We start from the raw sequence: 23,096 nt of genomic DNA, 5'->3' as shown, positions 1-23,096 counted from the left end.
GGCTGCTCAGGCGACGGGGATCGTCCGGGGAGCGGCCGGAGCCGGGTCCCCTGGGGCGTAACGGCTGGCGGGGCGGTCGAGCCCGAGGAGGCCGCGCAGGGTGCCGGCCTCGTACCGGGACCGGAAGCGGCCCCGGCGCTGGAGCTCGGGGACCAGGTCCCGGGTGACGCGGGGCAGGTCGTGGGCGGCGACGGCGGGCCGCAGCCGGAATCCGGTGAGCCCCTCCTGCGCGAACTCCTCCAGCAGGTCGGCCAGTTGCGCGGCGGTCCCGGTGAAGACGCGGGCGTCGTCGGTGAAGGGCCCGCCCGCGAGGTCGTCGAGTCGCTGCCTGCGGTCCCGCGCCGCCCCGGCCGTGTCGTCGAGGAGGACGGTGAGGTCGCCGAAGATGTGCAGGGGGTCCTCGGCGCGGCCCGCCGCTTCCTGTTCGGCGCGGATCTCGGCGACGATCGCACGGGCGTGCGCGGCGTCCTGCGGGGTGACGTACCCGACGTCGGCCTGACGGGCCACCAGCCGGAACGGGACGGTCTGGTGCGCGAGCGCGGTCACCACCGGCTGGCCCTGCGGGGGACGCGGGGTGGTGGAGGGGCCCTTGACGCTGAAGAAGCGGCCCTCGAAGTCGATGTGGTGCAGCTTGTCCCGGTCGACGAAGCGCCCGGTGGCCGCGTCCCGGATCTCGGCGTCGTCCTCCCAGCTGTCCCAGAGCCTGCGGACGACCTCCACGTGGTCGGCGGCCTCGTCGAAGAGACCGGTCACCGTCTCCCGGGCTTCCGGGCTGTCGTAGGCCTGGAAGCGGGGGATGGCGCGGCGCCCGAAGTGCGCGGCCTCGTCGGACCGGGCGCTGATCCGCACGCGCAGGCCCGCGCGGCCGGAGGTGACGTGGTCGAGGGTCGCGATGGCCTTGGAGATGTGGAACGGCTCGGTGTGGGTGGCCACCACGGTCGGGACCAGCCCTATGTGCCGGGTGAGCGGCGCGACGCGCGCGGCGATGAGGACCGCGTCGAGGCGGCCGCGCACCTGGTCGGTGCGTTCGTCGGGGTCCAGGGGGTTCGAGGACTGCGGGCCGAGGCCGTCCTCGAAGGTGACGAAGTCGAGCAGGCCGGCTTCGGCCTCGGCCACCAGGGCGGCCCAGTAGCCGGCGGTGAACAGTTCGCCGGGCCGGGCGGCCGGGTCGCGCCAGGAGGCGGGATGGCGGCCGGTCCCGTCGAGGTCGACGGCGAGATGGAGGTGGGCGGAGGAGACAGCGGAACCAGAGGGGGCAGGGGGCACGGGTGACGCCTTCCTGGTTGTCCGGACGAGGGCACGCCGGCCCGCGTGAGCGCGGGACGCGGCGGTGGCGGGTACGGCGCCGGTAGACCGTGGCGGGTGTGCGGGTGTGCGGGTGTGCGGGTGCGACGGGGCCGACGCCGGGCGGTGCGGAGGGGAGACGCCGTGACGGGCGGGCCGGGGAGAGCGGATCCCGGGCCCGTCGGCGGCGGTGAGGGTGCGTCAGCGACGACAGAGCGTGCCGGCCACACGCTGGAGGTCTATGTGGGGCCGGGAGTGCAGCAGGACGGAGCGGGCGGTCCTCGGCGTGCGGGGGCACGGTGCCTGCGCGAGGTCGGGCTTCATGTCCGTCACACCCCCCGTCCGCCGGTGCGAGGCACGCCGTCCGCGCGGCACCTCGTCTGTCCCGTCGTCTGTCACAACGTCCCGCCCCGGACAGGTGTTCCCGTTCGCGGCACCCGGATTCCGCGCCGCCGCGAGCGGGTTATGGTCCGGCGCCCGTCCCGGGATCGCTCCGGACCCGGCCACCCCGCACACGCGGGTCCCGGCAGCCGGGCGGCCGCCGGCAGTTCCGCGGCTCCGCAGGGTGCGGAGGGCAGGTCGGTGTCCCCGGCCCGTACGGGCGGCAGGTCAGTGGCCCCGCCGGGTACGGGCGGGAGGTCGGTGGCCCCGGCCCGTACGGGCGGCAGGTCAGTGGCCCCGCCGGGTACGGGCGGCCGGGAGGGGGTCGCGCGCGCCCGCGGGAGCGGGGATCTCGGTCGCGTGTCCCGCCCAGTCCAGGATCTGCACGGCCGCCCCGGCCGCTTCGAGGCCCTGGCAGTGACCGTGATGGCGGCGGGCGATGCCGTCCAGGTCGAGATGCGTGCCGAAGGCGGGGTGCGCGGCGAGCCGCCGGGCGTACGACCACAGCACGGGATGGTCCGCGACGCGGTGCACGGCGGAGGCGTCGAGGTGACAGCGGTGCACGGTGTCGAGCCGGAGCAGGGCGACCCACAGCTCGATGTCGGCGGCGGTGGGGCGGCCGTCGACCAGGTACTCCTCCCCCGTCAGCGACCGCTCCAGGCGGCCGAGCGTGCCGAGCAGCACGTCGAGCGCGGCGGCCCGCTCCGCCGGACGCACCCCCGCCCGCCCCGCGCGCTGGGCGGCGTCCTCGATGCCCGTGGCGCAGAGGCGTTCGACCGCCTCGATGGTGGACTCCCAGCCGCGCGGGTACAGCCGGACGGCGGGGTCCGGGGCCAGGCGGTCGAGGTCGCGCAGGATGTCCGGGGTGTGGGTGCTGACGACCCGTCCGGACCAGTCGTCGCTGAGCACCGGTGCCGCGGCGGGCCCGGAGTAGTGGTGCGCGCCGGCCTCGTACAGCGGGCGCAGGGCCTCGTGGCCGCCGTCGGGGCGGTCGGGCAGGGCGGGCAGGAAGGTGACCGGACAGGTGTCGCCGAGCCGCAGCAGGCTGTGGCCGACGGCGAGCCGCAGGCCGTCGGGACACGCGGTCGACAGATGGAGCCGGTAGCGGTGCGCGACGGCGTGGTGGCCACTGCGCGGATCCCCGCCGATCCGGCCCCGGAAGGCGGCGGCTCGGGGGGCGGGCGGAAGGGCGGCGAGCGGTGCGGCGGACATACGACTCCCCGATCGTGGGCGCGCGCGGACGTGCGGACCTTGCGCACATGCGCGGCGGGTGGAATGCGGTGTCGGCGAACGGAAGGCGGGGGCTGCACCGGCGGCCGGGAGGCGGCGCCGGCGCGCGCGGGACCGGCTCAGGCGGCGGAGCGGCCGATGGCGCTGCAGACCCGCAGCAGATCGATGTGCAGGCGTGAGGTGAGAAGGGGGGCGCACAACGGCGTACGGCCCGCCGGGCCGGTGACCGTCTTCAGGCGCCGCATCGTTTCCCTACCTGTTCACTGGGATTACCTCACTGGAGTGTCGATCCGGCGCCGCGCGGCGTCAAGAGGGTGTCCACGTCCTAGGCGGCCCGGTGCGGGTGTTCACTCGAACGGACGGGCGTGGCTGGTCGCCCGGTGGGGCGGATGGTGACGTGGAGGCACATACCGCGCTCCGAGGAGGCCGCCGCGATGAACCGTCCGTCCCGCCCCGCACGTGTCCTCGCGTCGGCCCTCGCCACGGGGGCCCTGCTGGCCACCTCGGCGTGCGCGGGCGACGACACGTCCACGCGGACCGTTCCCGCGGCGGACGCGTCCTCCTCGGCGCCGCCGTCCCTGACCAAGGACGGCGCGAAGGCCGCGCTGATCACCGAGGCCGACATCGAGGACTCCTGGACCCAGGTGGACGACGCGGCGAGCTGGCGCGACAAGCTGCTGGTCGGCAAGGTCGACGTCGCCGCGTTCCTCACCGGCAAGGCCGCGGCGGCAGACTGCCAGAAGCTGCTCGACAGCGTGTACGCGGAGAGCGTGCTGGGCCGCCCGTCCGGTGAGTCCGCGCTCACAGGCTTCACCGAGGGCGACGCGCGGCTGCTGTACCAGGTGGGCCAGTACGACGGGAAGTCGCTGGACAAGTCCCTGGACCAGTTGGAGAAGACCACCGCGGAGTGCGACCAGTTCACCGTCGACGGCGCCGGCGGGCAGCGGACGGTGCAGGTCGTGGACCTGGAGCTGCCGAAGGCGGGAGACGCCCGGCAGGGTCTGACCATGACCGTGCAGGGCACCACCGACGGCGCGCCCGTCACGCTCTCCGTGGACCTGGCGGTCGTACGGGTCGGCTCCTCGGCGATCACCGTCACCAACGGCGGCCCGGTGCAGGCCGACCACGACAGCACGGAGCGGGCCGTGCAGCAGGGCGCCGGGCGGCTGAAGGACGTCCTCGCCGGCCGGACACCGCCCGCGGACCCGGGCACCTTCGACTGACCTTCCCGGCCTCGGGAGAGAGCCGCCGACCAGCGTGGCAGCACCGCGGGACAGGGCCACCGACCAGCGTGGCGGCACCGCAAGACAGAGCCGCCGGCCACCGTGGCGGCACCGCGCGACAGGCCACCGACCAGCGTGGCAGCACCGCGGGACAGGGCCGCTGACCAGCGTGGTAGCTTCCCGGGCAGAGTCCGGGGCACGGTGTCAGCGGACCCGACACGAGGGAGTTGCCGTGGACGCCGGCTCCGGTCCGAACCGCTCCGCCGGCGGGAGCACGCCGCAGAGTCCGCCCTCCCGGGAACACCCGCTGGACGTGGCCTGGATCCACGGCTCGCCGTCGGCCAAGCACAACACCGACCCGGACATCCAGGTCCACGCCCACGACGAGGACACGTACATCCTGCGGCAGAACATGGCGGTGCACTACGAGGCCCCGTTCCTGTTCCTGCTGTTCGGCGCGGACCGGGCGGTGCTCGTCGACACCGGTGCGACCGGGTCCGACGCGTTCTTCCCGCTGCGCCGGGTGGTCGACGAGCTGATCGCGGCCAGGCACCCCGAGGACGGTTACGGACTGCTCGTCCTGCACACCCACGCCCACGGCGACCATGTGGCGGGCGACGGCCAGTTCGCGGACCGCCCGCACACCACGGTGGTGGACGCGGGTCTCGGCACGGCGTGGCCGTACTTCGGCTTCGACGCCGACCCGGACGCCGTCGCCCGAGTCGACCTGGGCGGCCGGGTGCTGGAGTGCCTGGCCACCCCGGGCCACCACGAGACGGCCGTCACCTTCTACGACCCGGCCACCGGCTTCCTGCTCACCGGCGACAGCGTCTATCCGGGCCGGCTCTACATCCAGGACGTCCCCGCCTTCACCCGCAGCATCGACCGTCTGATCGACTTCGCCGCCCGGCGCCCGGTCACCCATGTGCTCGGCTGTCACATCGAGATGACGGCCGTACCGGGCGTCGACTACCCGGTCCGCACCACCTACCAGCCCGACGAGCCCCCGCTCCAGCTCACGCCGGACCATCTGCGCCGCGTCCGCGCGGCCCTGACCGAGCTGGGCGAGGACCGCGCGTGGCGGCCGTACGACGACTTCGTCCTGTGCCCGCACGACTGAGGCGGGGCGGGCGGCACGACTGACGCGGGGCGGGGCCGCACGACGGGAGCGGGCCTGCTCCTGAACCTCGCGGGCTGTACCCAGCCAGGGTGAACCGGCCGGTGCGGGCGGGGCGGGATGCCGGGCGGCGGCCACGGCGGTCGGCATAGTGACGGTCCGTCCACCGGAACCGCAGGAGGCACCCCCATGCTCGGCACCGACTTTCCCACCGGTTCACCCTTCTGGATCGACCTCGGCAGTCCGGACACCGGAGCGGCCGTGAGCTTCTACGGTGCCGTCTTCGGCTGGGAGTTCGAGTCCGCGGGTCCGGAGGCGGGCGGTTACGGCTTCTTCCGCAAGGACGGCGCGACGGTCGCCGGCCTCGGACCGCTCACCGAGGCGGGGGCCCGGCCGGCCTGGATCACGTACTTCCGGACCGCCGACATCGAGGCCACCGTCCGTGAGGTGGGCGCCGCCGGCGGCCGTGTGCGCTGCGGGCCGCAGCCCGTGGGTGAGGGCCGGATGGCCCAGTGCACCGATCCGCAGGGCGCCCACTTCGCCGTCCTGGAGTCCGCGGCGGGCCTGGAACGGGTCTCCGACAACGACGCGCTGGTCTGGGACGAGCTGTACGTCGCCGACCCGCACGCGGCGGTCCGCTTCTACGAGGCGCTGTTCGGCTGGCGCTCCGAGGAGATGAAGGACCCCGACATGAGCTACGAGGTGCTCAGCTACCGGTCCGAGGACGACAGGCAGGACACCTCCTTCGGCGGTGCGACGGCGCTCCAGGACCCGCGGCAGGCGGCGTGCTGGGTGCCCTACTTCGCCGTCATGGACGTGAACGCCGCCGTGGCCGCGGCGAGGAGCACGGGGGGCAGGGTGCTGCTGCCGGCGACCGACGTGCCCGACGGCGGCCGCGTGGCGTGGCTGGCGGACCCGGCCGGCGCGGTCTTCGCCGTACTGAAGCCGAACCCGCACCAGGCCTGACCGGCGGCGGCCCCCGCGCACCCGCTCGCGGTGCGGCCCGCGCCGGGCTCCCCCTGCCTGCCGGGCGCTCCCCGGCAGGGCGTCACGGAGCGGTGGGCGCCGGGTGCGGCGGGCCGCCGGAGGGCGGCCGGCCGGCCGTCGCGGTGACGTCCGTGTGCAGCGCGGACCGCAGCCAGGCGTGCACGGCTCCGATGGTCGGCTCCGGTGAGCGCGTCAGTTCACCGGTCAGCTCCCAGTACCGGTCGACGAGGGGGTCGGCGGCCCGGGCCAGCAGGCCGCTGAGCGTGCGGCGGAAGCCGGGGCTGTCCGGCAGGCCGCGCGCTTCCGCGTGCGCCGCGACGAAGCGGTCGAGCGCCTGGCCGCGGTCCGGCGCCCGGTCGGCCTTCAGGTGGCCGGCGGCCAGGCCGTAGGCGTCGAAGAGGCCGTCGTAGAGCACGTCGGGGTGGCAGTCCGTGTCGGTGCGGTTGCCCGCCGGGCGGCGCGGGTCGACGGCCGGGCAGGGCGCGGTGACGATGGCGTGCAGGCGCGCGAAGGTCAGCACCTGGGCCGGTGTCGGATCCTCCGGCGGCTGCGGGACCGCGTACTCCAGGATCGAGGAGACCAGCCGGGGCGCCAGCCGGACGGGGAGCGCCCCGCGCCAGAACCGGGCCATGGCCGCCGTGCTCGGCGGGGTCGCCACCGCGCCGACCAGCCGGAGCCGGTCCGCGCGTTCCCCGGCCGGGCAGTCCCGGACCAGCCGCAGGGCCGCCTCCCGCCAGCGCAGCGCGGTCAGCTGGGAGCCGAGCTCGCGCAGCCGGCCGTCGACGGCTTCCTCCAGGGCCTCCGTCAGGTCGTCGCCCCGGCCGAGCACCCGGTCCACCTCGGGCACCGGCAGGTCGAGGCCGCGCAGCGACCGGATCAGCCGCAGCCGGTCCAGCGCCTCCGGCCCGTACCGCCGGTGGCCGCCGGAGCTGCGGGACGCGGCGGGCAGCAGACCGCGGTCGGAGTAGAAGCGGACGGTCTTCACGGTGACGCCCGCGCGCAGGGCCAGCTCACCGATGCTCAACAGCCCTTCGGGCGACATGGCTTGAACCTCCCTCTGGGGGAGTTCCTACCGTACCCGTGAGCGCGGACGACCGATGAGGACGGCCGGCGCGCAGCGTCGTACGCCCGCCCGATGCGGGTGACGGGCGCGTGCGCCCGGTGCGGACGATACGCACGACCGGCACCGGCGACCGGTGCGGCGCCCGCGCGGACCGATGGACACGAGGAGGCGAACATGACGACGTTCGTACTGGTTTCCGGCCCCTTCACCGGCGGCTGGGTCTGGCGGGAGACCGCCGCACGGCTGGGCGAGGCGGGGGCGCGGGCCTGCCCGCTGAGCCTGACCGGGCTCGGGGAGCGGCGCCATCTGGCCCGTCCCGGCACCGGTCTGGAGACGCACGTCGAGGACGTGGTCCAGCTGATCGACCATCTCGACGAGGCGGACCTGGTCCTGGTCGGCCACGACTACGCCATCCACCCCGTGCTGGGCGCCGCCGACCGCCGCCCGGAGCGCGTCGGCCGGATCGTGTACCTGGACTCCGGTATGCCGCAGGACGGCGACACCGCCCTGGCCCTCGTCCCGGACCAGGAGGTCCGTGAGCGGTTGTCGCGCCCGGACGGTCCGGCGGAGCACGGCGGGCGGGTCCCGGTGCCGGAGCCCGGCGGGTGGGAGCGCTGGGGCAGCACGGCCGGACTGTCGGCGCGGGCCCTGGAGCGCCTGGACCGGTACGCCGCGCCGCAGCCGTCCGGCACCCTCGTCGAGCCGCTGCGGCTGACCGGCGCGGCCGCCGGGACACCCGTCACCGGCGTGTTCTGCACCGCGTCCGGGACGACCATCGCGATGGTCGAGGCGTTCGTGCGCACCGGTCCGCCGCAGTTCCGGGCCCTGGCCCGCCCCGGGGTCACCTTCTTCGAAATCCCCACGGGACACTGGCCGATGCTGTCCGCCCCCGACGGCCTGGCGGCCGTCCTGCTCGACGCCGCCGCGGGCAAAGGCCACCGGATCACCGTCGGCGAGGACGAACAGCCCTTCTCCACACGGCCGTTCGTGCTGGACCCGCCGGAGTGCCCGCGTGAACGGACAGGCGCCGTGGACCTGTTCCTGCCGGACGCGGCCGACCCCCGGCCCGCCGTGGTGTTCGTGCACGGCGGGCCCGTACCGGCGGACGCGCGCCCCACACCGAGGGACTGGCCCCTCTACACCGGGCACGCCCGCCACGCGGCCGCTCTGGGCATGGTCGGCGCGACCGTCGACCACGGCCTGCACGCGCTCACCGACTACGCGCGGGCCGCCGAGGACGTGGCCGCGGCCGTCGCCCTCGTCCGGGCGGACCCCCGGGTCGACGCCGACCGGGTCGCCCTGTGGTTCTTCTCCGGCGGCGGACCGCTCCTGACCGACTGGCTCGCCGCACCTCCGCCATGGCTGCGCTGCGTCGCCGCCAGCTATCCGGTCCTGGCGCCGCTCCCGGGATGGCACACGATGGACGCGCGGTTCCGGCCCGCCGAAGCCGTACGGACCGCGGGCGAGTTGCCGGTGGTGCTCACCCGCGCCGGGCTGGAGCAGCCCACGATCGCCGCCACCGTGGCGGAGTTCCTGACCGCGGCGACGGCGGCCGGCACCCGGGTCGAGACGGTCGACGTCCCCGCCGGCCGCCACGGCTTCGACGTCGCCGACCACACCGAGGAGTCCCGCGCCGCCGTGCGGGCCGCCCACGACACCGTCCTGGCCCACCTGTCGAGCTGATCCGGGCGCCGTTCGGGCCGCCTTCGGGCCCGGTGCCTCCGGAGGCTCCGATCGTGCCGTGGCGGCCCGTACCGCCACGGCACGCGGGGGTGGACCTCAGCGGCACGGCACGGCACTCGGGGTGGACGCCACCGACATGCCACGGCACGCGGGGGCGGTGCGGACCGCCGAGGACCGCCGGATCCCACGGCGCACCGCCGCCGCTCCGCACACCGGCCGTCGCCACCGCCGCTCCGTACACCGGTCGTCACCGCCGCCGCTCCGTACGGCGGCCGTCGTCGCCGCCGCTCGCGAACTCGACGGCGGCCAGGGCCCCTCGGATGGCCCCTTACGTCACCGGCGCCGTCACGGGGGCCGTCTCCGGTGGCGTGGGGGCGTCCGTCACGAGGGTCCGGGCGGCCGCCAGTTCCTCGCGGGCGGCCTCCTCCACCAGTTCCAGGAAGGCGAACGCGTCGGCCCCGACCGGCACCCGCACGGGTGCGGAGTCCGCCTCGACCAGGCGCAGCAGGTGCGCGGCGAACGCCTCCGGACGCCCCAGCGCGGGGTTGTCCTCCATGTCCCGCAGTCCCGACCGCATGTCCTGCGTGATCCCCTCGTAGGCCGGGACGCGCGTCGCGGCCTCGGCCAGGGCGGCACCGTAGCGGGTGGCGAAGCCGCCGGGCTCGACCGCGCTCACCCGGATCCCGAACGGCGCGGCCTCCGCCGCGAGCACCTGGCTCATGCCCTCCAGGGCGTACTTGCCCGCCACGTACGCGGACAGCCCGGGAAACCCCGTGCGTCCGGCGAGCGAGGACACGTTGACGATGTGGCCCGAGCCCTGGGCGCGCATCAGCGGGAGCACCAGCCGGACGAGCCGCCACGGGGCGACGGTGAGGATCTCCAGCTGCGCCCGCAACTCGTCGTCCGTCACCTCCTCCACGGCTCCGAACAGCCCCGCTCCCGCGTTGTTCACCAGCACGTCCACCCCGCCGAAGCGGTCGACCGCGTGCGCCACGGCGGCCTCGCACTGCGCGGGGTCGCACACGTCGAGGGCCACGGTGGTCACCCGGTCCGGGAACCGGGCCGCCTGCTCCTCCAGCACGGCGGGCCGGCGGGCCGTCGCGACCACCAGGTCCCCCGCCCGCGCGGCGGCGTCCACCACCGCCCGCCCCAGCCCCGAGGAACACCCCGTCACCAGCCATCGCCGCGTCATACGTCCCCCTCGTGACGGCCCCCGCGGAGGCCCTCGCAGCAGCTCACGTCCGGCCGCCGTCACGCCGTACCCGCGACGCGCGGCGCACACCGTGCCCGCGCCGCGGTCACGCCGTGCCCGCGGCCGAAAGCGGTCCCTCCGTCCGCCCGCGTCGATGGTGGCAGCTCGTGTGCCCGTCCGCAGGAGCGCACGAGGCGTGAACCAGGGGGCGCGTCCGGGCATCCCGGTGCGCGCCCGAGGCCGGCCCGTCCTCCGTCCCGGTCCGGACGGCTCGCGTTCGGCCCGCGCGCTTGTCACATATGCCGACCGCTGATGCTGTCGGCGTGTGCCCGGCGCGCGGCTCGCGCTCTCACCCGCCCCCCGAACAACCCCGCGCGCTCCCTCACACGTGTTTCGAAAAGCACCCTCTGAGGGTGTTCCACGGTTAAAACGGATGATTCCGACACAATGGCGAGGCACCGGATTCCGGCGCGGGGAGCGGTCATATGCGAGGTGGATGGCACAGGGCGCGGGCGCGGCGGCGGCTGGGGTTCGCCGCGTGCGGGGCCGCGCTGGCGGCGCTCGCGGGTGTCCTCCAGTTCTGGTGGTGGAACGCGGCGGTCGCGGGCGTCCTGATCTCGGCGATCGGCGCGTTCGTGTCGATCGTGGCGCTGGTGGCCGACATCCTGCGCGGCGACGGCGATCCGCCGCCCCGGTCGGCGACCGAGGACCGCAGGAGGGCCGCGGACGCGCTGGCCGAGGCCGTACGCGACCAGTGGGCGGCGGAGGCACGGCTGCGGCGGCTCCAGGACCCGATGCCGATCGAGGTGCGCTGGGCGCAGGCCGACCGCCGCCTCGCCGACCACCCCGAGAACATCAGGCGGGCCCAGCCGCTGCCCGCGCCCCGGGACGCCGAGACGGATGACTTCACCGGATCGTTCGCGACGCTGCCCGGCCGCCGGCTGGTGGTGCTCGGCGGCCCGGGGTCCGGCAAGAGCGTGCTGACCATGCGGTTCGTGCTCGGCCGGCTGGCCGCGCGGCCGCCCGGCGGGCCGGTCCCGGTGATCGTCCCGCTCGCCGGCTGGGACCCGCGGCGCACCGGTCTGCGCGCCTGGCTCGCGGACCGGCTCGCGGACGACTACCCGCCGCTCGCCGCGGCGGCGGACGGCCGGCGGACCCTCGCCCGCGCGCTCCTGGACGCCGGGCTCGTCCTGCCCGTCCTCGACGGCTTCGACGAACTGCCGCGCCCCGCCTACGGGGAGGCCGTACGACGGGTCAACGCCGAGCTCGACGACGACCTGCCGCTGCTGCTCACCAGCCGCGCCGAGGCGTGGGCGACGGCGGTCGCCGAGGGCGACGTGCTCACCGCGGCCGAGGTGGTCGAGCTCAGGCCGCTGGACCTCGCGCAGGCCGGGGCACATCTGGAGCGCACGGCCCGGCCCCTGCACACGGCGGACGGCGGGCGGGTGACCGTGTGGACGCCGGTGCTGCGGGAACTGGACCGGCGGCCGGAGTCGGCGCCGGCGCGCGCCCTGACGACCCCGCTGATGGTGGCGCTGGCCCGCGCGGTCTACAGCGACACCTCCGGCAACCCCGCGGAGCTGCTGGACACCAAGCGCTTCCCGACGGTGGCATCCGTCGAGGAGCACCTGCTCGGGGGCTTCGTGCCCGCCGCGTTCGCCGACTCGGGACCACGGGCGACGGGCGACGCCGTACGCCGTCTGACCCTGCTGGCCCGGGCGCTCCAGCGCCGCGACACGGGACGGCTGGCCTGGTGGGAACTGGAGTCGCTGCTGCCGCGCGCCCTGCGGGTGTACGCGCCGGGGCTGCTGGCGCTGGCCGTGCTGTCCGCGCTGGTGCTGCCCCTCATGGCGGTGCGGGTGGTGAGCGGCACCGCCGGCGCGCAGGACGTCCTGTCGGTCTGCGCGACGCTGTTCGGGCAGACCCTGGGCTTCGCGTTCGGGGCGTCGTGGCTGCTGCCGACGGACGGGGACCTGCCGGGCAAGCGGTTCGTCCTGCGCCAGACGCTGCTGACCGCGGCGGTGAGCGCGGCGCTGTGGGCGGCCTTCGCCTACACCGACGACCTGCGGTTCGGTTTCCGCTACGGCACCGTGACCGACGGCTGGGTGCCCGACCTGCTCGGCGGCTGTCTGTTCTCCCTGCTGTTCACCCTGTTCTTCGGCATCGCCGGGCTGCCCCGCAGGCCGGTGCCGCTCAGCCTGCCCTGGAGCGGTACGGCGGGCCGGGCGGTGGCCCGGGCGTGCGGCGCGGCCCTGCTGCTGGGCGGGGCGTGCGCGGCGGGCACCGTGCTGTTCGGCCGGTCCCGCGATCCGTGGACCGCGCTGATCGGCACCACGTGCATGGGAGTGGGTACGGCCTTACTGGTCAGCGGCACGCACCAGGCCGGCCAGGACGGGGCGCACGCGCCGCGGGTCGGCCGTGTGCTGCGCCGGTTCGCCGCGGGAGTGGTGCGGGGCACCGCGGCCGCGCTGCTGATCGGAGTGACCGCCTGCACGGCGGCGGGCGTCACCGCGGTCGGGGTGACCGAGCTGAAGTCCGGGACGCCGGCCGAGCTGAGCGGCCGGCGGATCGACGGCTGGCGGTTCGCCGTACGGAACGGGGTGCGGACGGCGACCAGCACCCGACCGCTGCGGGGCATGCTCCTGATCCCCGGTGACGGCGCGCGGCCGATCGCCTACCCCGGCAGGGGCGAACCGCCGGACTGCACGATCCCGCTGCTGCACGGCCGCAAGTGCCGCCCCTTCACGTCCCAAAAGACGGTGTTCGAGGCCGAGGAGGGGGTCGTCGTCGTCCGTCTCGCCCTGGCCGGCGGCCCGGGGACGGTGGCGTACGCGGCGAACCTGCGGTCGGAGCTGCCGAGACAGGCCCGCGGCTGGCTCACCCAGGGTCCCGCGCTGGGGCTCCTGATCCGCTGTCTGCCGCCGTTCGCGGCGGGCGGGGTGCTGATCGGTCTGGTGGGCGGGTGCGTGTGCGGTGTGTACCGCGCGCTGAGCGTCCCCTCGGACCTCATGCGGGCCACCGGCCCCGGTTCCTCGCTGCGTACGGACCGTACGGCGTCGTTCACCCGAGGGGGTGTCGTCGCGCTGCTCGTGGCGCTCGTCTGTGTGCCGGTGATGGCGCTGCCGGGCGACTGGGGCGGCCTGTCGCACGTGGGCACCCAGCTGTGGCTGCCGCTGGGCGCGGCCGCTCTGGCGCTCAGCGCGTGGGGGCGCTTCACGGTGGCGCGGATCTGGCTGGCGGCGACCGGGCGGCTGCCGTGGCGGCTGATGACGTTCCTGGAGGAGGCGCACCGGCGCGGTGTCCTGAGGCGGTCCGGTGCCTCCTTCGAGTTCCGGCATCTGCGGCTGCAGTCCCACCTGGCGAACGGCTGGTCCGGCGACGACCGGTTCCGCGCCGTCGCCCGCACCGGAAGCCCGTCGGACACGTGGCCGCGCGAGGTGCGCGACGGGCACGGGTGAGCGGGGCGGGGCGGGCTGAGGTGCCGCCGGGGGGACGGGGGTGAGCGGGGCTGGCCGGGCTGAGGTGCGCAGGGGGCAGGGGGCAGGGGTGAGCGGGGCAGCGGGGCCGGCTGAGGTGCCGGGGGGAGCGAGGCGTGCCGGTGCGGTCGTCGGGGACGGGGACGGGTGGAGCGGTCGTCGGCCCCCGCGACCCACCGTCCGTTTCAGGGCCGCAGGGGCGAGAAGTCGGCGTGGCGCCACAGCGCACGCGCCGCGGCGTCCCCAGGGCCGACGGGGCTGTCCTCGGTGTCCCAGACATGAGGAGGTGCCGTCGGGCCGTCGGCCGCGGGCCAGCCGGGGTCGCCGGTGGCGGCGAAGCCGGCCCACGCCGCGACCATCCGCCGGGACAGCTCGTGATCCGCGTCCTGGGGCGGGCCGCCGATGAGGAACTCGACGCATCGGTGCGCGTGGTTGCCGAAGGCGAAGGGGATGTCGGCGCAGTGCCAGGGGCGCACGACTCCCCCGGGCCCGGCGCGGTGGCGGGCGAAGCGGGACGTGAACACCCGGCCCCCCGCTCGCGCGTGGCGCTCCGCAAGCCGGCTGGTGTACTCGGTGAACAGCAGGTCGCCGAAGACGGCGAGGTAGACGTCGAGGACCGGCGCGCCGGGCATCATCGCCCGGTACCCCGGCACCAGCTCACCGGGGAGGCGGAAGTCCTTCGCGAACAGGTCGAGTTGCTCGTCGGTGGTGACCTTCGCGCTGCTGCCGACGGCGTCCATCAGCCAGTATTCCTGCGTGGTGTGGCACACCAGGAGGTCCACCGTCTCCGGGCCCGCGGCCGGCGGTGCGGACAGGGGGTCGCCGGGCAGGACGTCTCCGTCGACGACCGGGCCGTAGATCACGGGGTCGTAGTGGAGGCGCCCGGATCCGGGGTCCTCCCGGAAGCTCTCGGCCACGCGGTCGGACGCCGCGATGAGGGCCTGCGGAGTCGCGGACCCCAGGCCGCTCGCGCTGGCGGGCACGCCGGCCTCCGCGGCGACCCTCCGGGTGATGTCCGCGGCGAGTTCCTTCGAGAAGCAGGGGCCGACGGCGCTGTGGGCGATGACGCGGCGGAACAGCCCGCGCGCCCGGTCCATCACCATCAGGCAGGCCGCCGAGGCCGCTCCGGACGACTGCCCGGCGACCGTGACGTTGTCCGGGTCGCCACCGAAGGCGGCGATGTTCTCGCGCACCCACCGCAGCGCGGCGACCTGGTCGAGCAGACCCCGGTTATCCGGGTACGGCGGCCCGTCACCCGGCGGGACGTGCCCGAACCCCTCGAATCCGACCCGGTGGTTGAAGGTCACCACCACCAGCCCTGCCTCCGCCAGGGTGGTCCCGTCGAAGTCGGGCTGCGCGGAGGAACCGAAGGTGTACGCGCCTCCGTGGATCCACACCAGGACGGGCAGCGGGCCGTCGCCGGACGCCGGAGCCCAGATGTTGAGCGTGAGGACGTCCTCGTCGCCGGGCGACCACCACGGTGCCCCGGGAAGCCGCGCGGACTGCGGGGCCACCGGCCCGAACTCCCGGCATTCCCGCACCCCGTCCCAGCCCCGGGCCGGAGCCGGCTCCCTGAACCGGTTCTCCCCGAAGGGCTCGGCGGCGTAGGGGATGCCGAGGAACGCCATGACCGCCGCGGCCGCCCGGAAGCCCCGCACCGACCCGTTGCACGTACGGATGAGATCCACTGCCCCACTCCACCATGCCGGACACGCCCGGCGCTCACCCTTTGTGCGGCCACCGGGAGCGGGGCTGCGTTCCGGGGAGCGCCACGCCCGGTAGCGTGACCATCTGCCGCATGGAGCGTCCATGCGTCCCGCCGGACCGTACGACGGGTTCCGGCGGAGAGCGAGAAGGCTGCGATGAGCGAACTGACGAAGCCCGAGGTGAACGTCCCGGAGGGTGACGCTCCTGCCGAACTGACCGTCCGCGACCTGGTCGTCGGGGACGGCCCCGAGGTGAAGCCGGGCATGGTGGTCAGGGTCCACTACGTCGGGGTGACCTTCGGGTCCGGCAAGGAGTTCGACGCCTCCTGGGACCGCGGCGAGCCGTACAAGTTCGCGCTGGGCAGCGGCAAGGTCATCAAGGGCTGGGACCGGGGCGTGAGGGGCATGAGGGTCGGCGGCCGACGCGAGATCATCGTTCCCCCGCGCCTCGGCTACGGCAAGCAGTCGCCGTCGCCCCTGATCCCCCCGAACTCGACCCTGATCTTCGTGGTCGACCTGCTGGACTCGTACTCCGGCACGACGGGGTGGAGCAACTCCTAGGGGTTCCCCGGCTCCTGGTGCCGGCCCCGCCGCAAGTCGCTTGCGCGCGGTCCACGCGCTGCCCCAAGGTGTTGCCGGCCAGGACGGAACGGACAGCGGGGGCACGTGAGCATCACCAAGGACGAGGTGCGGCGTCGCCTGCACCTCGACGAAGTCGACACCGACGAGCTGCTCGAACTCCTCTTCCAGCTTGTCGGTGACTGCCAGAACGTGGACGACCGGCGCCTCGTCCTTCCCGCGCCGGCGACCGGCCCGGCCCGACTCGTGCTGCACTTCACCGCGAGCGGCAGGCTGTGCGACGTGCACCCGGGGGAAGCCCTGACCGAGGGGCAGCTGGCCGAGATGGAGGAACGGATCCGCCTGCAGCTGCTGGCGCCGCCCGTTCCTCGCCTGGTGCGGAAGATCCTCTTCTCCACCCAACCGAACGAGGGGTACTGGCGCTTCGAGGACCGGCTCGTCCTGCGTCCGCTGCCCGCGGGCAATCCGGCAACGCCCTGGATCGCCGAGACCCACCCGCTGATCTTCGAGTGCGCGTATCCCGGCGCGGAGGACAGCCTGCTGTCCTTCTCACGCGGCGACCGCATCGCCGACCAGTGGATGAGCGTCCTCGGGGTCGCTGCCGCGCACCTGGTGCTTCCCGTACGGGGGCCGGTCCGCGGCAGGTGGGCGACGGCGGCGTTCCGGCGTCCGGGGCAGACGGACCATCCCAGCGGCGAATGGGTCCACGACCAGTACTGGCCGGCCGACTGGGGCGGAACGCCGGACAGCCTGTGCGAGCAGGGCGACCTGGGCGACATTCCCGTGACGGACGAACACACAGGTGTGGTGCGGTGCGATTCCCCTCTGCACCTGCCCACCCACCTCACGCGCTGCCTCCACGCCTTCGACTCCCTCGATGTCACCGACCGGCGAACGCTCCTGCGGGCCACACACTGGTTCCACCACGCGGCGCAGGTCGGCCACCTGTCGGCGTCCGCCGCGTACACGGCCGTCGTCCAGAGCATGGAGGCGCTGGTGGACGCCCCGGGCGGCGAGAGCACGACCTCGGCCTTCCGGGCGTTCGTCGACCGGTACGCCCCGGCGACGGACGACGTGATGCGGAAGATGCACCGAAGCCTGTACAGGATCCGCAGCCAGATCAGCCACGGCACCCGGCTGTTCGTCTCCGATCTGGAAGTGCGCGGTATGCCGAATCCTCAGCGGTGGTACGAGGAACTGCTCCTCGAACACGCGACGGCCGTCTGCCGGGCGGCGATCATCAACTGGCTTCTGTCCAGAGCGGCGAGATCCGTCGGCTGAGGCCGCCGACCGGGTACGCGAACGCGCCCGGCGCAGCGAGGATCCCGAGGGCCCCGGTGACCGCCGGCCGGGCGGCGCCACCCCATCGCGCACTGCGCCCCGGCCCATGGGACCGCCCGCGCGGGCGATCGGCCCCCGAAGGCTCCCGGAAAAGCTTCAGGGGCCGTTCCGGATTTCTCCCGAACGGCCCCTGAACCACGACTCTTCCGAGTCGGGACGACAGGATTTGAACCTGCGACCCCTTGACCCCCAGTCAAGTGCGCTACCAAGCTGCGCCACGTCCCGCCGCGGTCTCACGCGGTGTGTTCCGCGCGATCACGCAGGTCAACACTACCGCACGCGAGCGGGTGCCGATGCCGCCCCGGCCGGGACGGGCTCCATCGCGCGGCCGGCGGTGCGACGCACCGGGACCAGGAGGGCGGCTCCCGCGGCGGCGAGGCAGAGGACGGTGAGGAGGGCCCAGCCGTGGGTGTAGCCGGAGGCGTACGGCAGCCCGGAGGGCTGGAGGCGGCCGGTGACCAGGACGCTGGTGAGCGCGGCGCCGATGGAGCCGCCGATGGTGCGGATGTTGGCGTTCATGCCGGTCGCGGCGCCGGTCTGCTCGGGCGGGACGCTTCCCACGATCAGGTTGGCCATCGAGGCGAAGGCCAGTCCGATGCCGAGGCCGAACAGGCCCGCGACGACGGCGATCTGCCACTGCTCGTCGTGCCAGAGGGTCAGGAAGCCGCAGGCGAGCGCGCCGAGCGCGGCCCCGGCGGTGAGCAGCGCCTTGGCCCCGACGCGGGGCTCCAGACGGCCCGAGAGGATGCCGGAGGCGAACATCGCGAGCAGCATCGGCAGCATGAGCAGCCCGGACTCGGTGACGCTCGCGCCGAAGCCGTACCCGGCCGCGGTCGGCGTCTGGACGAAGCCCGGCAGGAAGGACCAGATCGCGTACATGCCGGCGCCGAAGAGCAGCGCGGCCGCGTTGGTCGTCCACACCGCGGGCAGCCGCATCACGCGCAGGTCGATCAGCGGGCTGTCGGAACGCGCCTCGCCGGCGAGCCACACCGCGAACAAGGCCACGGCGGCGGCGAACAGACCGAGGGTCCTCGGTGAGCCCCAGCCCCATCGGGTGGCCTGGCTCAGCGGGAGCAGCAGCGCCACCAGCCAGGCGGACAGCAGGACGGCGCCGAGCCAACTGACCCTGCCCTGGGCGCGCTTGGGCGACTCGGGAACGTAGCGCAGGGCTATCAGGATCGTCGCGGCGACGACGGCCACCGGGATCCAGAACAGCCAGCGGTAGTCGAGGGCCGACACGATGGGGCCGGCGGCGACCATGCCGACGCCGCCGCCCGCGGCGATCACGGCGGAGAGGTTGCTGATGCTTCCGCTCACCTCGGACGGCGCGAACTCGTCGCGGATGATGCCGAAGGAGAGCGGGAAGAGGGCGCCGCCGACGCCCTGGACGACCCGGGCGATGATCAGTACGCCGATGTTCGGGGCGAGCGCGGCGATGAGACAGCCCACGAGCACGGCCACCAGGACAGCGACGAGGGTGCGCTTCTTGCCGGCCAGGTCGCCGGCGCGTCCCAGGATCGGGGTGAAGACCGAGGCGGACAGCAGATAGGCCGTCATCACCCAGGTCGCGGTGGACTGAGAGGTGTGCAGGGCGTGCTGGACGGTCGGCAGGGCCGGTGCGACCAGCGACTGGAGCATGGCGAACACGCCCGCACCTGTCGCGAGGACCGCGAAGGTGAGGCGGGTGGATGTGCGGGGCATGGAGAAGCCTCTCCGGAATCAGGGCGCGGAGGGTTACGGGCCGGGAGATCGAGGAGCGGGCTGCGCGTGCGGGCAGCGTCGCGTGAGGGAAGAGCGTGAGTCGAGGGAGGTGCCGTGAGGCGGCGTACGCCCGCCCATGGCGGAGTCACCTCGCACTGGTAAAGTGGAGGTACCCCTCCACTGTAGCGGAGGCCACCCTCCGGTTCAACCGATTCCCTTCCGGGAGGCAGCAGTGACGGCCACGCCGTTCCCCGTCAGCGAGATCGTCGCGTCCCGCCGGCCGCACCGTAAGGACGCGGCACGCAATTACGACGCCCTGCTCGTCGCGGCCCGTGACGCGTTCGCCGAGCACGGCGCGGAGGCCTCCCTGGAGGACATCGCCCGCCGCGCGGGGGTCGGCATCGGCACCCTGTACCGGAACTTCCCCACCCGTCGCGACCTCTTCGAGAGCGTCTACGCGGGTGAGGTGAACGCCCTGTGCCAGGCCTCCGTGGAGGTCGCCGACCACGAACCGTGGGAGGCGCTGACGACATGGCTGAGGCGCTTCGCCGGCTACATGGTCACCAAGCGCGCGGTCCGCGAGGCCCTCGACGGCGAGTCCGACATCTTCATCGCCTGCCGCGACTCGATGTACTCGGCCGGCGGCCCGCTCCTGGACCGCGCCCAGCGGGCCGGCGTGGCACGGCAGGACATGGACTTCGGCGACCTGCTGCGCATGGTCGCCGGCATCACGGCCACGTCCTTCGAGAACGACGCCCAGCGTGACCGCGTCCTCTCGATCGCGCTGGACGGGGTACGCGCGGCCCGCTGAGCATCTCGGCCGGCGGCTGCCCTCCGGCTCCGCAGCCCCGGCAGGGACCCCTCGGCCCGGCGGACCGGGCAGGGGCTCTTCGGCTCCGGCGGACCGGGCGGGGACTCTTCGGCTCCGCGGGCCCGGCGGGTACCCCTCGGTCCGGTCGACCCGGCAGAGCCCTCAGGGGGTGCTTCCCCGAGACCCGGTGATCCCTGCCGGTTACGTCTCGCTCCGCTCCAGCACGAGGTCGAAGGCCGCGTGCCGGAAGGGGTTCGGTACGCCGTACTCCCGGGCCAGGGCAGGATCGTCGGTCGGGGTGAAGTCCCGCACCAGGCTCTCCCTCACCGCGTACACCGCGTCCGAGTCCAGATGGGCGCCACCCGCCACGAAGATGTGCGTGGTCACGGGCACGTGCCCCTCGGCGTCCGCGAGGAAGTGGATGTGCGCGGGCCGGTACGGATGCCGGCCGGCGGCGCGCAGCAGCTCGCCCACGGGCCCGTCGGTGGGGATGGGGTACGGGCTCGGCACGCAGGTGCGGAAGCGGAAGCGTCCCTCGGCGTCGGCGGTGAACAGGCCGCGCCCGTTCCCGGCCGGCTGGCGGTCGGGGCGCTGGACGTCGTAGAAGCCGTTGCCGTCCGCCTGCCAGACGTCCAGGACGGCCCCGGGCAGCGCCCTGCCGTCGGTGGAGCGGATCCGGCCGCTCACCACACAGGGCTCACCGCCGCCGACCGTGTCGATGCTGTCCCCGAACGCGCGCGCCGGGGAGGCCGTCTCGTGGAAGGGGCCGAGGACCGTGGACTCGGTGGTGCCGGGCGCACCGTGTCCGTGGAGCGTCTCGACCAGCATCGACAGGCCGAGCACGTCGGAGAGCATCACGAACTCCTGCCGGGTGTCCGTGCAGGCCTGCCCGGTGGCCGTGAGGAACCCGATCGCCCGTTCCCACTCCGCCCGCGTCAGCCGCGTCTCGCGCGCGAACCCGTGCAGGTGCCGGACCAGGGACCGCAGCAGCTCGCGCAGCCGGTCGTCCGCGGTCGCGTGCAGCCCGTCGAGCACCTGCCGGGTCAGGGCGCCGGCGGCGTCACCGGGCGCGACAGGAGGTACGACGGCGTCCGGCAGGGCGTCGCCAGGCACAGCGCCTTCCGGCACAGCGTCGTCCGGCAGTGCGCCTTCCGGCACAGCGTCGTCCGGTACGGCGGCCGCGTGGTCTGTCGTGGTCATACGGACTGCCTGCCCCCTGTGGGCCCCGCACCCACCCGAAGCGGGCTTTCGGCACCTAATGGATGACCGAGTTCGCCACCACCACGATCACCCCGAGCAGCGAGTCGACCGCTCCGATGAACACGGAGGCGACCCAACTGCGCCCGGAACGGCGCGCGGTCACCATCCCGAGGGCGAAGAGGATCGCGATGTTGAGCCCGAACGCGGGGTACTCCACGCCGTTCGCCGGCAGCCGGCCCCAGCCCGCGGCGGCCAGCAGGAAGACGGTCGGCAGGACGGTCGTGACGAGCGGCCACTCGGCGGCGAGGCTGCGCAGCACGCCCTGGCCGCCGTGCGGGGAGCGCTCGGCGATGTAGTGGGCGTAGCCGTGGGCGAGCGCGGAGGCGAACGCGGTGACCAGGAGCCACGCGGCGTCGTAGCGACGGCTGCCCGCTGAGCTGTGGCCGTGCTGGGTGAGTGCGGCGACCATCGCGCTGGCGAGTACGGCGCCGTACACCCCGCCGAAGAGGATGCCCTCGCGCATGCCGTGCCGCCGGTGCGGCGCGTCGGCGGCCGCCGTGGAGTCAGCCATGCTCTCCACGATCACCCACGCCCGGCGCGCCCGCCACCTGTCCCCCGCCCGGCGAAAACCGCCCCCACCTGCCCCGATGTCGTACCCTCCCGTCCTGCCGGCCACCGCCGCCACCGAAGCCGGCGCCGCGCACCGCGGCGAGGCCGACCGGGCTGCGGCCGGGGCACACCGGGACCGGCCGGACGGTGCGGAGGCGTTGACTCCCCGGCCATGTCCGTACAAAGGTGGCCCGGACAGGAGTGGGACCGGTCGGACGAGGGGCTGTCATGGATGCGCTCGGAGTCGCTGTCATCGGGTTCGGCTGGATGGGCCGGGTGCACACCCAGGCGTACGCCCGCGTCCGGCACCACTTTCCGCGGCTGCCCCTGCGCCCCGAACTGGTGACGGTCGCCGAGGAGGTGCCGGGCCGGGCCGAGGAGGCCGCGGAACGGTTCGGGTTCGCCTCGGCCACCCGGGACTGGCGTGAGGTGGCCGCCGATCCACGCGTCGGTGCCGTCAGCGTCACGGCCCCGAACTTCCTGCACCGCGAGATCGGCGTGGCCATGGCCGAGGCGGGCAAGCACCTGTGGATCGAGAAGCCGGTCGGGCTGACCGGCGCGGACGCCCGCGCGGTGGCCGACGCGGTCGCCAAGGCCGGCGTGCGGAGCACCGTCGGCTTCAACTACCGTGCCGCGCCCGCGGTGGAGACCGCCCGCTCCCTGATCGCCTCCGGCGGGATCGGCCGGGTCACCCATGTGCGCGTCCGTCTCTTCAGCGACTACGCCGCCCACCCCGACGCCGCCCTGACCTGGCGGTACGAGCGCGAGCGCGGCGGCAGCGGAGTCCTCGGCGACCTCGCCTCGCACGGCGCCGACCTGGCCCGTTTCCTCCTCGGCGACATCGTGTCCGTCGCCGCCGACACGGCGGTCTTCGTCGGCGAACGGCCCCGCCCGGCGGGCGCCACCTCCGGTCACGCTCTCGCGGCCGGGGGCGAACCCGGCGCCGTGGAGAACGAGGACTACGTGGGCTGTCTGCTGCGCTTCGCCTCCGGCGCCCGCGGTGTCCTGGAGGCCTGCCGCGTGTCGGTCGGCGAGCAGAACGCCTACGGCTTCGAGGTGCACGGCACCACGGGCGCGGTGTTCTGGGACTTCCGCAGGATGAACGAACTGGGCGTCAGCCGCGGTACGGCGTACCAGGACCAGCCGGTGAGCACGGTGTACGTCGGCCCGGGCGACGGCGAGTTCGGCGCGTTCCAGCCGGGCGCCGCCAACGCGATGGGCTACGACGACCTCAAGGTCATCGAGGCCTACCGGTTCCTGCGCTCGGTCGCCGAGGGCGAGCCGTACGGTCCCGGCGCCACCCTCGTGGACGCGGTGCACAGCGCCGCCGTGCTGGACGCGATGGCGGAGTCGGCCGCGACCAGGGCATGGGCCGACGTGACGGTGCCGTAGGCGGGGACGGAAGGGCGAGGGCACGGCCGACTAGGCGGGGCAGGTGGCGCGGGGCGGACCGGGCGCGCGCCGGCCGCGGCCGTACACGGCTCGGCGCGGAGGACGGCGGGCGGACAAGGGG

At 74.7% G+C, this 23,096-nt stretch carries 19 protein-coding genes and 1 tRNA gene; 9 read left to right on the top strand and 11 right to left on the bottom strand.

All coding sequences use genetic code 11. The features are described 5' to 3' along the window. Positions 1 to 6: 6 nt before the first annotated feature. The 4 genes from ACIPRD_RS06605 to ACIPRD_RS06590 all read right to left on the bottom strand — a co-directional run bounded on the left by ACIPRD_RS06605 (position 7) and on the right by ACIPRD_RS06590 (position 3,140). Entirely contained in the window at positions 7 to 1,266 is a 1,260-nt protein-coding gene (locus ACIPRD_RS06605; protein WP_401560514.1) for an LLM class flavin-dependent oxidoreductase, read from the bottom strand. Positions 1,267 to 1,485: 219 nt separating this feature from the next. Continuing rightward, a complete protein-coding gene (locus ACIPRD_RS06600; RefSeq protein WP_356408943.1) occupies positions 1,486 to 1,608 on the bottom strand; it encodes a putative leader peptide in 123 nt (40 codons plus the stop codon). Between the two features lie 345 nt (positions 1,609 to 1,953). Next, a complete protein-coding gene (locus ACIPRD_RS06595; protein WP_356408681.1) occupies positions 1,954 to 2,877 on the bottom strand; it encodes a glutathione S-transferase C-terminal domain-containing protein in 924 nt (307 codons plus the stop codon). A 137-nt stretch (positions 2,878 to 3,014) separates the two neighbouring features. Further along, positions 3,015 to 3,140, bottom strand: a complete 126-nt coding sequence (locus ACIPRD_RS06590) for a putative leader peptide (RefSeq protein WP_356408684.1) — start codon at positions 3,138 to 3,140, stop codon at positions 3,015 to 3,017. Between the two features lie 189 nt (positions 3,141 to 3,329). Between ACIPRD_RS06590 and ACIPRD_RS06585 the strand changes: the two genes are divergently transcribed. The 3 genes from ACIPRD_RS06585 to ACIPRD_RS06575 all read left to right on the top strand — a co-directional run bounded on the left by ACIPRD_RS06585 (position 3,330) and on the right by ACIPRD_RS06575 (position 6,201). Next, entirely contained in the window at positions 3,330 to 4,118 is a 789-nt protein-coding gene (locus tag ACIPRD_RS06585; protein ID WP_356408687.1) for a hypothetical protein, read from the top strand. Between the two features lie 232 nt (positions 4,119 to 4,350). Continuing rightward, positions 4,351 to 5,238, top strand: a complete 888-nt coding sequence (locus ACIPRD_RS06580) for an MBL fold metallo-hydrolase (RefSeq protein ID WP_401560510.1) — start codon at positions 4,351 to 4,353, stop codon at positions 5,236 to 5,238. A 186-nt stretch (positions 5,239 to 5,424) separates the two neighbouring features. Continuing rightward, a complete protein-coding gene (locus ACIPRD_RS06575) occupies positions 5,425 to 6,201 on the top strand; it encodes a VOC family protein (RefSeq protein ID WP_401560507.1) in 777 nt (258 codons plus the stop codon). 82 nt (positions 6,202 to 6,283) lie between these two features. Here the strand turns inward: ACIPRD_RS06575 and ACIPRD_RS06570 are convergent, their stop codons facing one another. Beyond that, positions 6,284 to 7,264 (bottom strand): MerR family transcriptional regulator, encoded by a 981-nt coding sequence (locus tag ACIPRD_RS06570; protein WP_401560505.1) that lies wholly within the window; start codon positions 7,262 to 7,264, stop codon positions 6,284 to 6,286. A 195-nt stretch (positions 7,265 to 7,459) separates the two neighbouring features. On the opposite strand from ACIPRD_RS06570, the gene ACIPRD_RS06565 reads away from it, so the two are divergent. Then, a complete protein-coding gene (locus tag ACIPRD_RS06565; protein ID WP_401560502.1) occupies positions 7,460 to 8,968 on the top strand; it encodes an alpha/beta fold hydrolase in 1,509 nt (502 codons plus the stop codon). A 328-nt stretch (positions 8,969 to 9,296) separates the two neighbouring features. On the opposite strand, the gene ACIPRD_RS06560 is transcribed toward ACIPRD_RS06565, so the two are convergent. After that, positions 9,297 to 10,160, bottom strand: coding sequence for an SDR family oxidoreductase (locus tag ACIPRD_RS06560; RefSeq protein ID WP_401560499.1), 864 nt, complete (start codon positions 10,158 to 10,160; stop codon positions 9,297 to 9,299). 485 nt (positions 10,161 to 10,645) lie between these two features. Between ACIPRD_RS06560 and ACIPRD_RS06555 the strand changes: the two genes are divergently transcribed. Then, positions 10,646 to 13,618: an NACHT domain-containing protein gene (locus ACIPRD_RS06555; RefSeq protein ID WP_401560496.1), complete on the top strand. Its 2,973-nt coding sequence runs from the start codon at positions 10,646 to 10,648 to the stop codon at positions 13,616 to 13,618. Positions 13,619 to 13,821: 203 nt separating this feature from the next. Here the strand turns inward: ACIPRD_RS06555 and ACIPRD_RS06550 are convergent, their stop codons facing one another. Beyond that, entirely contained in the window at positions 13,822 to 15,264 is a 1,443-nt protein-coding gene (locus tag ACIPRD_RS06550; RefSeq protein ID WP_401561846.1) for a carboxylesterase/lipase family protein, read from the bottom strand. Between the two features lie 234 nt (positions 15,265 to 15,498). On the opposite strand from ACIPRD_RS06550, the gene ACIPRD_RS06545 reads away from it, so the two are divergent. Beyond that, positions 15,499 to 15,903, top strand: coding sequence for an FKBP-type peptidyl-prolyl cis-trans isomerase (locus ACIPRD_RS06545; protein WP_356408709.1), 405 nt, complete (start codon positions 15,499 to 15,501; stop codon positions 15,901 to 15,903). A 105-nt stretch (positions 15,904 to 16,008) separates the two neighbouring features. After that, entirely contained in the window at positions 16,009 to 17,202 is a 1,194-nt protein-coding gene (locus ACIPRD_RS06540) for a hypothetical protein (protein ID WP_401560493.1), read from the top strand. A 211-nt stretch (positions 17,203 to 17,413) separates the two neighbouring features. Here the strand turns inward: ACIPRD_RS06540 and ACIPRD_RS06535 are convergent. Together ACIPRD_RS06535 and ACIPRD_RS06530 are read right to left on the bottom strand one after the other, a co-directional pair. After that, positions 17,414 to 17,487 (bottom strand) — tRNA-Pro (locus tag ACIPRD_RS06535). Positions 17,488 to 17,532: 45 nt separating this feature from the next. Then, on the bottom strand, positions 17,533 to 18,963 hold the full coding sequence (locus ACIPRD_RS06530; RefSeq protein ID WP_401560490.1) for an MFS transporter: 1,431 nt from the start codon (positions 18,961 to 18,963) through the stop codon (positions 17,533 to 17,535). Between the two features lie 232 nt (positions 18,964 to 19,195). Between ACIPRD_RS06530 and ACIPRD_RS06525 the strand changes: the two genes are divergently transcribed. Beyond that, a complete protein-coding gene (locus ACIPRD_RS06525; protein WP_356408717.1) occupies positions 19,196 to 19,774 on the top strand; it encodes a helix-turn-helix domain-containing protein in 579 nt (192 codons plus the stop codon). A gap of 201 nt (positions 19,775 to 19,975) precedes the next feature. Here ACIPRD_RS06525 and ACIPRD_RS06520 read toward each other — a convergent pair whose 3' ends face one another. Both ACIPRD_RS06520 and ACIPRD_RS06515 read right to left on the bottom strand, forming a co-directional pair. Next, positions 19,976 to 20,974, bottom strand: a complete 999-nt coding sequence (locus tag ACIPRD_RS06520) for a dioxygenase (protein WP_401560487.1) — start codon at positions 20,972 to 20,974, stop codon at positions 19,976 to 19,978. 55 nt (positions 20,975 to 21,029) lie between these two features. Continuing rightward, positions 21,030 to 21,545 carry a hypothetical protein gene (locus ACIPRD_RS06515; protein ID WP_356408723.1) on the bottom strand — a complete coding sequence of 172 codons (516 nt, stop codon included), beginning with the start codon at positions 21,543 to 21,545 and terminating at the stop codon, positions 21,030 to 21,032. Positions 21,546 to 21,811: 266 nt separating this feature from the next. On the opposite strand from ACIPRD_RS06515, the gene ACIPRD_RS06510 reads away from it, so the two are divergent. Continuing rightward, positions 21,812 to 22,975, top strand: a complete 1,164-nt coding sequence (locus ACIPRD_RS06510) for a Gfo/Idh/MocA family protein (RefSeq protein WP_401560484.1) — start codon at positions 21,812 to 21,814, stop codon at positions 22,973 to 22,975. The last annotated feature ends 121 nt before the right edge of the window (positions 22,976 to 23,096 follow it).

Source organism: Streptomyces sp. NPDC090108 (assembly GCF_044747185.1).
GTDB lineage: Bacteria > Actinomycetota > Actinomycetes > Streptomycetales > Streptomycetaceae > Streptomyces.
The sequence above is the reverse complement of the archived record's forward strand: the minus strand, read 5'-3'. Positions and strand labels throughout refer to the sequence as shown.

What these genes read in the sequence shown, in the direction of transcription:
- ACIPRD_RS06595 (WP_356408681.1), bottom strand. Translation starts at nt 2,877, where the DNA reads ATGTCCGCCGCACCGCTCGCCGCCCTTCCGCCCGCCCCCCGAGCCGCC.
- ACIPRD_RS06570 (WP_401560505.1), bottom strand. Translation starts at nt 7,264, where the DNA reads ATGTCGCCCGAAGGGCTGTTGAGCATCGGTGAGCTGGCCCTGCGCGCG.
- ACIPRD_RS06600 (WP_356408943.1), bottom strand. Translation starts at nt 1,608, where the DNA reads ATGAAGCCCGACCTCGCGCAGGCACCGTGCCCCCGCACGCCGAGGACC.
- ACIPRD_RS06520 (WP_401560487.1), bottom strand. Translation starts at nt 20,974, where the DNA reads ATGACCACGACAGACCACGCGGCCGCCGTACCGGACGACGCTGTGCCG.
- ACIPRD_RS06530 (WP_401560490.1), bottom strand. Translation starts at nt 18,963, where the DNA reads ATGCCCCGCACATCCACCCGCCTCACCTTCGCGGTCCTCGCGACAGGT.
- ACIPRD_RS06565 (WP_401560502.1), top strand. Translation starts at nt 7,460, where the DNA reads ATGACGACGTTCGTACTGGTTTCCGGCCCCTTCACCGGCGGCTGGGTC.
- ACIPRD_RS06515 (WP_356408723.1), bottom strand. Translation starts at nt 21,545, where the DNA reads ATGGCTGACTCCACGGCGGCCGCCGACGCGCCGCACCGGCGGCACGGC.
- ACIPRD_RS06510 (WP_401560484.1), top strand. Translation starts at nt 21,812, where the DNA reads ATGGATGCGCTCGGAGTCGCTGTCATCGGGTTCGGCTGGATGGGCCGG.
- ACIPRD_RS06545 (WP_356408709.1), top strand. Translation starts at nt 15,499, where the DNA reads ATGAGCGAACTGACGAAGCCCGAGGTGAACGTCCCGGAGGGTGACGCT.
- ACIPRD_RS06585 (WP_356408687.1), top strand. Translation starts at nt 3,330, where the DNA reads ATGAACCGTCCGTCCCGCCCCGCACGTGTCCTCGCGTCGGCCCTCGCC.
- ACIPRD_RS06590 (WP_356408684.1), bottom strand. Translation starts at nt 3,140, where the DNA reads ATGCGGCGCCTGAAGACGGTCACCGGCCCGGCGGGCCGTACGCCGTTG.
- ACIPRD_RS06555 (WP_401560496.1), top strand. Translation starts at nt 10,646, where the DNA reads ATGCGAGGTGGATGGCACAGGGCGCGGGCGCGGCGGCGGCTGGGGTTC.
- ACIPRD_RS06575 (WP_401560507.1), top strand. Translation starts at nt 5,425, where the DNA reads ATGCTCGGCACCGACTTTCCCACCGGTTCACCCTTCTGGATCGACCTC.
- ACIPRD_RS06550 (WP_401561846.1), bottom strand. Translation starts at nt 15,264, where the DNA reads ATGGCGTTCCTCGGCATCCCCTACGCCGCCGAGCCCTTCGGGGAGAAC.
- ACIPRD_RS06560 (WP_401560499.1), bottom strand. Translation starts at nt 10,160, where the DNA reads ATGACGCGGCGATGGCTGGTGACGGGGTGTTCCTCGGGGCTGGGGCGG.